At 46.5% G+C, this 7703-nt stretch carries 8 protein-coding genes and 3 pseudogenes; 2 read left to right on the forward strand and 9 right to left on the reverse strand.

Annotated elements, in window-relative coordinates; translation table 11 throughout:
* Positions 1-674: T9SS type A sorting domain-containing protein (locus ACTTKA_RS11725; RefSeq protein WP_442725170.1), on the forward strand; the 674-nt coding region annotated here is incomplete at its 5' end.
* 197 nt (positions 675-871) lie between these two features.
* On the opposite strand, the gene ACTTKA_RS11730 is transcribed toward ACTTKA_RS11725, so the two are convergent.
* The 9 genes and pseudogenes from ACTTKA_RS11730 to ACTTKA_RS11770 form a co-directional block, all read right to left on the reverse strand.
* Positions 872-1057, reverse strand: coding sequence for a hypothetical protein (locus ACTTKA_RS11730; protein WP_442725171.1), 186 nt, complete (start codon positions 1055-1057; stop codon positions 872-874).
* Positions 1050-2034: pseudogene (locus tag ACTTKA_RS11735) on the reverse strand (ISAon1 family transposase). The gene ACTTKA_RS11730 and the pseudogene ACTTKA_RS11735 overlap by 8 nt, the downstream one beginning before the upstream one ends.
* Positions 2000-2386, reverse strand: a complete 387-nt coding sequence (locus ACTTKA_RS11740) for an ISAon1 family transposase N-terminal region protein (RefSeq protein WP_442725172.1) — start codon at positions 2384-2386, stop codon at positions 2000-2002. Before ACTTKA_RS11740 ends, ACTTKA_RS11735 begins: the two are co-directional and overlap by 35 nt.
* Positions 2387-2502: 116 nt before the next feature.
* On the reverse strand, positions 2503-3258 hold the full coding sequence (locus ACTTKA_RS11745; RefSeq protein WP_442725173.1) for a metal ABC transporter ATP-binding protein: 756 nt from the start codon (positions 3256-3258) through the stop codon (positions 2503-2505).
* 15 nt (positions 3259-3273) lie between these two features.
* The gene (locus ACTTKA_RS11750; RefSeq protein WP_442725177.1) at positions 3274-4122 is read right to left on the reverse strand and encodes a metal ABC transporter solute-binding protein, Zn/Mn family; all 849 of its coding nucleotides are present in this window, start codon (positions 4120-4122) and stop codon (positions 3274-3276) included.
* A 6-nt stretch (positions 4123-4128) separates the two neighbouring features.
* A pseudogene (locus ACTTKA_RS11755) lies at positions 4129-5349 on the reverse strand (FtsX-like permease family protein); the annotation flags it as partial.
* A 7-nt stretch (positions 5350-5356) separates the two neighbouring features.
* Positions 5357-5692 (reverse strand): 30S ribosome-binding factor RbfA, encoded by a 336-nt coding sequence (rbfA, locus tag ACTTKA_RS11760; RefSeq protein ID WP_442725174.1) that lies wholly within the window; start codon positions 5690-5692, stop codon positions 5357-5359.
* A 218-nt stretch (positions 5693-5910) separates the two neighbouring features.
* Positions 5911-6705 carry an endonuclease/exonuclease/phosphatase family protein gene (locus ACTTKA_RS11765; RefSeq protein ID WP_442725175.1) on the reverse strand — a complete coding sequence of 265 codons (795 nt, stop codon included), beginning with the start codon at positions 6703-6705 and terminating at the stop codon, positions 5911-5913.
* 45 nt (positions 6706-6750) lie between these two features.
* The gene (locus ACTTKA_RS11770; RefSeq protein ID WP_442725176.1) at positions 6751-6852 is read right to left on the reverse strand and encodes a RagB/SusD family nutrient uptake outer membrane protein; all 102 of its coding nucleotides are present in this window, start codon (positions 6850-6852) and stop codon (positions 6751-6753) included.
* A 367-nt stretch (positions 6853-7219) separates the two neighbouring features.
* Here ACTTKA_RS11770 and ACTTKA_RS11775 point away from each other — a divergent pair.
* Positions 7220-7703 (forward strand): annotated as a pseudogene (locus ACTTKA_RS11775) (hypothetical protein); the annotation flags it as partial.

Below are 7703 nucleotides of genomic sequence, written 5' to 3' on the forward strand. Positions count from 1 at the left end.
CAGGCTACAACCCGTTCGTGCTTTCAGGCCTTCGCAACCGTACCTCGACCGTGCTACTCAGCCCCACCAAGGCATCGTATGCCGAAGCCCTCAGACTCGATCTGGGCAGTCTGGCCAGAATCTATGGCGATATCGTAGATATGGGAGCATACGAATATCATCCGAATACTATATTCCCCGATATCGTACACGAAATCGTGATCGGTACGTATCCGAACGTAACGACAGTCCCGGGTGCAGGTATTCATTATATCGAAAGTCAGAAAGACTTTACGATGACGCTCACCCCGGTTGAAGGTTACAGTTTGAAATACATTCAGGTGAAGACGGACTCGAAGATACGCGATGAGCAAGGCGGTATCCGCATCACTCACAACGAAGACGGAACGGTAACGCTCGTCTTCCCGAAAGTGACCGAGCCGTTGAACATTCAACTTTCCGGTGTGAGTCCCGTCTCGAACATATCGATCGATCACGGCTACGCTATCCGTGCGGAAGAGGGTACGCTTCAGATTCGTACGACAAAAGCAACGGACGTACAGATCTATTCGCTCACCGGACAGTTGGTTCATCGGGCTCGGATTGCCGAAGGACAAACTTCTATTCCGTTAGCACAGGGCGTATACATCGTTAGCATCGACGGACAAACCAAACAGAAGGTCGTGATACGGTAAAAAGAAAAACATGTCGTTTTTTTGGCATGCTTGAATAAAGTTTTTTTCATAGTATTGGAATTTTAAGATTCTAGACCAAGAAAAAGCGGATGTCGGGATGATATCCGCTTTTTATCTGTTATCCGACAGCCATGAAAAGTAATCCGGAAAAGAGAATCACTCAAAAATGAGGTATTGTCCTAAAAAGTGTGTAATTTTCATTCCTTTCTTTTTAATTCTTCCACCTCCCTGAATACCGAGACCGGATAGAAATACGTACCGCTCTCTTTTTCCATGGCCACAGCCCCCATTAACGCGATTACTGAATCGCCCGTAGGCATAGCTCCCCTCATTTTCAATACCTGCTTGTAATGGCTCACCTGCAAAAACATGTGTTCACGCATAAATATTAGTCAATCTAAAGAGAAAGAAATTAATATCTACCCCCCTCTCTTAAAGACGCTCTAAAAGCCTTGATTTTTGCATTGAAAGATTCTGCTGAAGCATTTGTGCTTCTGTTAATAAAAAAGTTGAGTATCTCTTCGTGATGTTCATACACGGTTGCAGCAATGGTGTTGAAAGACTTGAACTCACTATCGGTAACTTTATTGTACCATTTAGCCAACGAGAGCCTGGCGCCTGCTTTTATGCTGTTTTTGTTATAAATCATTCTTAGGGAATGGGTCAGGGAATACCCCTGTTTAAGATCCGGATATTCACGAAAAAGTATTTTTGCACGCATTTTTTGAGATTCCGACCATTTTTCGGAAGATTTGAACAACAGGTACCGGCTCCGGGCAAGCAACTGCTTGCGTGTATCTCCGTTTTCAAAGACAACGCCAATGTATTTCCCACCCTCAAGCTTTGCGCTTTCTTTGGCATCGGTTTCCTCATTTATGGCATCCCAGCGATGTGAAATACGCATTTCCTGCAAAGCATCTAAAGCAAGCCGCTGAACATGAAAACGGTCGATGACCCGCGATGCTTTTGGGAAACAGTGTCGGATAATTTTCCGCATTGACTCTGACATATCAAGAGTTACTTCTTCCACCGCATCAAGCTTGGAATCAGGAAGTTTGTCCAACACCTTTATTACTTCTTCGGAGTCGGCACCCTCCACAATGGCTATGATGGAGCCTTTACGTCCTTTGGTCGCCTTGTTGGTCAAAATAGTATAAAGTTCCCCATTGGAAAAGGATGTTTCGTCAATACTCAGGTGTGTCCCCATATTCTCGGGAAACAGGAGCCATTTATCGGCATGTTCCCTCTGTTCCCATTGCCGATAATGACTCAGATGCTCCTTGTAATGACGTTCAAGTTGATCCCCGTCAATATGGTAGTAGCGTTCAAGACTGTTTGTCGGTGTTGGGGTCGTATCCAAACTCTTCTTTTAAAAAAGCCGCGAACCCCACTGTGTAACGCGTCCCTTCGGCTGTCAGTTTCCATGACCGGGAATAACTTTTTCCCGTAGCTTTTTCAACCCATCGACGACGACGGAGGTGAAGGACAACCTTACGGTCACGGATCGGAAAATCATAGACGCGGGACGAGGGGAAGAATCCGTTGGAGGATAATCTTTCCATGGAATAACCCTCAGGGGGGATAGCCTGTTCATCCAAAAGGATATGTACGACTCCCGCTTTTTCTTCTATGTCAACAATATCAAAATTTTCAATGATCTCTTCAGGAAGGATGACGCGGGCTAGGGCTTGAAGTTGTTCGTAGGTGCACATTACAAAGTATTTTTCCCAAAGATAATTCTTTTCATTTTTATAAACACATAATTTCCCCAGTGAGCCGAAAGTACTCTGAATGAAAGGGAAAAGGGAAATTTATTAGAATTGATAGTTCAGTCGTGCCTTTTCAGAATACGGTGCGGCAATTCGCCATGCCCTACCAACTCGATCGGACAACGGTACACTTCATCCATCCACTCTTCCGAGACATCGGCTCCGGGATGATAATGCAGCGATTCGTTTACGCAAGCTACGTTTTTTACCAGCGAGAGCACCGTGCCTACATCGTGCGAGACGAGGACTACGGCCGTGTCTTGATTGATCTCGCGCAACAAGTCGTACAGCTTCGACTCGAATTTCTGATCGACGTATGTATTCGGTTCGTCGAGAATAAGCATCTGCGGCCGCGAAACGATGGCGCGTCCCAGCATCACGCGTTGTAACTCACCACCGGACAGCTCGCCGATGGCTCGTCTGCTCAAAGCCTCTAACCCCATCTGCGTGATCACTTCAGCTACACGTTGCCGCTGCGGTGTCGAGAAGCGACGAACACCTTTCGTCTGCGCCATCAATCCCGAAGCAATCACTTCACGTACCGAGATCGGGAAACGTTTATCGATTTTATTGATCTGCGGAAGATAGCCGATATTCAACGACGCAACGGGCTGCTCGTCGCGATAGAACGCAACGGTTCCTGCTACCGGTTTCAGCAGTCGCAGGATGACTTTGAGCAGCGTCGTTTTCCCTCCTCCGTTCGGACCGATGATTCCCAAGAAATCGTTTTCCCATACCGTCAGCCCGACATCGCGCAAGACAACCTTCGTATCGTAAGCAGCCGTAATATGTTCGAGGGTAAGTAGCTTGTTCATAGGTATAGGTATCCGTTAAGGGGTTGTGAGCGATTCCGCGATACGAAGCATCTCCGTCTTCCAATCGGCCGACAGCGGATGGATCGTTACGATACGTGCTCCGATCTCGGCAGCCAGTGATTCGGCATGTTTACGGTCAAACTCCTGCTGCACGAAGACAACCCGTACACCGGCTTCACGCGCCTCGTCGACAAGCGCCCTCATCGAAGCGGCCGACGGTTCTTTGCCGTCTGCCTCGATCGAGAGCTGCGTCAACCCGTACTCGTCGGCAAAATAAGTCAGCGTCGGATGGTAGATAACGAATGTACGGTGCGACAACGTGTCGAGCATGGCGTGCAGGACACGTCCGGTCGAATCGATCTCGGCCGTCAGCGCGCGGAAATTCGTTTCGTAGTCCGAAGCATGCGCCGGATCGATCGCACATAAAGCGTCCAACGTATTACGGGCAATGATCTGTGCCGTGCGCGTAGCATTCCAGATATGCGGATCCATCGCTCCGTGATCGTGATGATGATGCGTGCATTGTCCTTCTATCCACGTAACACCCTCGGACAAATCGAAAACGCGCAGATGCGGATTGTTCTCCCGAATCGTCGACATCCATGCCATCTCGAAACCGATACGCCCGATGCGCAGATACGCTTGACTCTCGGCCACAGCCATCATCTCGCGCGGCGTCGGTTCATACGTCTCCGGACTTTGACCGGCCGGCACAACCGTATGCACATTCCAGTGCTTGCCGGCAATGCGTTCGACGAAATAACGCTGCGGCTCCATCGTCACCGTCAGGCGCTGTCCGTGCGACGTCCCGTGCCCTCCCCCGCAAGCCGTAAGCAGGAAAAGCGGCGCAACAAGTGCGGTCATCACGCCTTTCTTCAGCCATTTGCGACCGAGATAACGCACCGGATACCACGACGACAAGCCACCTATCGCAAAAACCGTAACGAAGATGGCCAGAATATCCCACGGAGCAATACGCACCGGGTAATTATCACTGACAAAAGCCCCCGCGCTACCTAACTTGATGACGCCGTAATATTGTTGAATCAGACAGAGGGCTACGCCGATCACGATACCGACCAACGCCCCCAGCACCGGGATCATACAGCCCTCGGTCAAAAAAATACGGCGTATCAGACTGTCGTCCGCCCCCATGCTGCGCAGCATCCACACATCGCCTTCTTTCTCGATCATCAGCATCGACAACGAGCTGACGACGTTGAATAATGCAATCGTCAAGATAAACGCCAGAATCAGGAACGTCATCCATTTCTCCACCTGCATCATCTTAAACGATGCTTCCTGTTGTTCATAGCGATTCTGCACCCTGAACCCATCGCCGAGTATCGTGCGAATCTCCTGCTGCACGGCTTTCGTATCGGCCTGCGACGAAAGTTTGAGTTCTAACGCCGATACTTCCTTCTCGTAGCGAAGCATCGAACGCATCAGTCCGATAGGGAGAATCAGGTAATTCTCGTCGTACGAAGGCTGATTAAGGCAAAAAACACCCCCGATAAACGCATATTCGATCTGAAACGAGGTAGCCGGATTGGCCATGTTCACCCGCTCGTCACGCTTGGGAGCGTAAATCTCCATCGGCGACGTAAACGCTGCATTAACACCTAACGAAGAAGCCAGACCAATCCCCATCACCCCGTACGATGTCTCGCCTTCCTGCAAAACGAAACGTCCGTCGACTAACACCGTATCAATCGATACCATGTGATGAAACGCGTCGTCTACTCCTTTCGCCACGGCAACCTGCTGACGGTCGTGGTAACGTACCAGTACATGGTCCTGCAATACCCCGGTGCACATCGCCACCTCTTTCAACTCCCTGACTTGACGCACCGCCGGGCTGTCGGGATCGAACACCTTACCGACGGCCGGTGTAATCTTCAACTCCGGATCGAAATTGCCGAACATCGACGCAACTAAATCGTTAAAACCGTTGTAGACCGACAGCACACATACGAGCGCAACAGTAGCGACGGCCACACTGCACACCGAAATCATCGAGATGATATTGATGGCATTATGCGATTTCTTCGCAAACAAATAACGGCGGGCGATAAAAAACGGAAAATTCAACGGATAATTATTTTTTTAAGAGATGGTCGATGTTCTCCACATAATCGAGCGAATCGTCAAGGAAGAAAATCAACTCCGGAATCCTCCGCAGTTGCAGACGCACCCGCTGACCGAGATCGTAACGGATCGTCTTCTTATTCGCCTCGATGGCTTCCATCAGCATCGAACTCTTCTCCGAAGGGAAAATGCTCAAAAAGACCTTAGCCACGCTCAAATCCGCACTCACCCGTACCGCACTCACCGAAACGAGGGTGCCCGGCATACCTTTCGTCTGCTTCTGAAACAGGTCGCCTAACTCTTTTTGAAGCAACCTCCCGATTTTATTTAACCTTGTTCCTTCCATGTCCTGTTCTTTTTTAATGAGGTCATCGTCATGTTTTATTCTTACAGAGAAGGAGAGGAATAATTACTCATGTAAAAACAAAAAACATGTGTAACTTCCTCCCCTATCTATGAAGTACCTGACAAAGGTACGATAAAATAAAGAAATTCCAATTCATCCGACAAGGACGGATCACTCCTTTTTCAGCCCTATCACCTTATCCCAACTTTCGATCCATCCTATTTATGAAAACCTATCTCAACCCATACCGGTGAATGATCAGAAGCAAGGGGCTCGACTTCTACTTTTGACTTTAAAACTTGATATGGATATGAAAAATCCTTCTTAATTAAAATATAATCGATACATTTCGTGGGATGTACAGAGGGACAGGTATACTCCTTCTCATTGTTAAGAACCTCCCAGGTTAATTTTAATTCTTGTATCTCCCGGTCATTCGGTGCTGCATTCAGGTCACCTGCCAGAAAAACAGGTTTATCCGTGTATTTAGCAGCTAATTCATTGATTAACTCTACGGAGGCCATTCTGTCTTCACGGGTTAGCGACCAATGGGTACAGCAAATCACATAATCATCCGTTTCTACAAGTAACATGCTGCGTTTCTCTTCTCTTCCCGGTAAAGGAATCGCTTCTTTCTTTATTGGTTTCTCTTTTGTGAGAATGCCGATACCGTATTTTCCTCCATCGTATTCAATCGAAGCATTAAACACGGCATACATTTTCGTTCTTCGGGCTATTTCATCTAAGACAATGTCCCCATTACTCCGTATGGTTGCACTGTCTAACTCCTGCACTGCAACACAGTTAGGCGCAACTCGATTGATCACCCCCGCGACTCGATCATAGTCTGTAACATCATCTGTTCCCCTTGCATTTCGGATGTTATAACTTAAAATTTTTACCTTCTCAACACCTGCATTATACTGTATCCGTTTATCAGCCGAATAAGAATAAGTAAAAGATGCCAACAAGAAAAGGCAAAAGACACTTTGTAAAATATGCATCTGTTTCATTTTTAATATATTTTGAAAATCAAATCAATACACTGTTATCATTCATCACAGTCCATCCTTCCAACCGGGGTTTTGTGTTAAATTCGGATTTAACAAACGTTCGCTTATCGGGATGGGACAAAGATAGTCTTTATTTTCATCAAACACCTTTTCTATATGTGAATTGATCAAAATATTTCCACCATGATCTCCATGTTTTATTGTGATATCGCCATTTCATTTTTATTGCTGTCGGATAAACAATAGTAGTTATTCTTATTCATAGGACTCTCAAAATAAGGCAAAATATCTCTACTGAAGATATATATATATGACACTTTTGTTCCTCCGAGAGAGAGGATGGATAAGAGGTTGATGTTGACTGTCCGACAAAAGAGCCCCCTTTGTTTTGAGAATAACTTTTTATTGGACAACAATGATAAAATTTCTACCTTTGCATCACGATAAATAAAATCATCAAGCAGTTTGACTGTTGATTTTGACACACTTTTACACATATTTAACGATTAAAAAAATGAAGAAAAAGAAACTTCTAATTCTACTTATGTGCTTATACGCCATAACTGCTCTCCGGGCACAAGATACCGAATTCTGGTTTGTAGCACCACAATCCGGGATTAGGACTGAGAACAATGGAGGATTTGTTTTTACAAATACTTCGAAGAGTAACCAGGCAACGGTTAAGATTACCTATTACAAAACGGGATATACGGAAACGATCAATATCAATCCGGGAGAAGCAGCACGTCGCATCATTGACCGGACTTTCTCCACAGCGAATGTGGAAAACATGATGATCAATGCCGGAAACGTGGTACCGGGTGGTATCCATATCGAATCAACGGAGAAACTTATTGTGTATTACGTCTTCGATGCCTTATATACAAAAGATATCTTTACCTTGAAAGGAAAAGCAGCATTGGGAACGGAGTTCTTTGTGCCACAAACCACCGATGGCTTTTATATCAATGGTGACCCGGGAACAGGAAACAGCTATC

It is taken from the genome of Tannerella sp., from assembly GCF_052170195.1.
GTDB lineage: Bacteria > Bacteroidota > Bacteroidia > Bacteroidales > Tannerellaceae > Tannerella.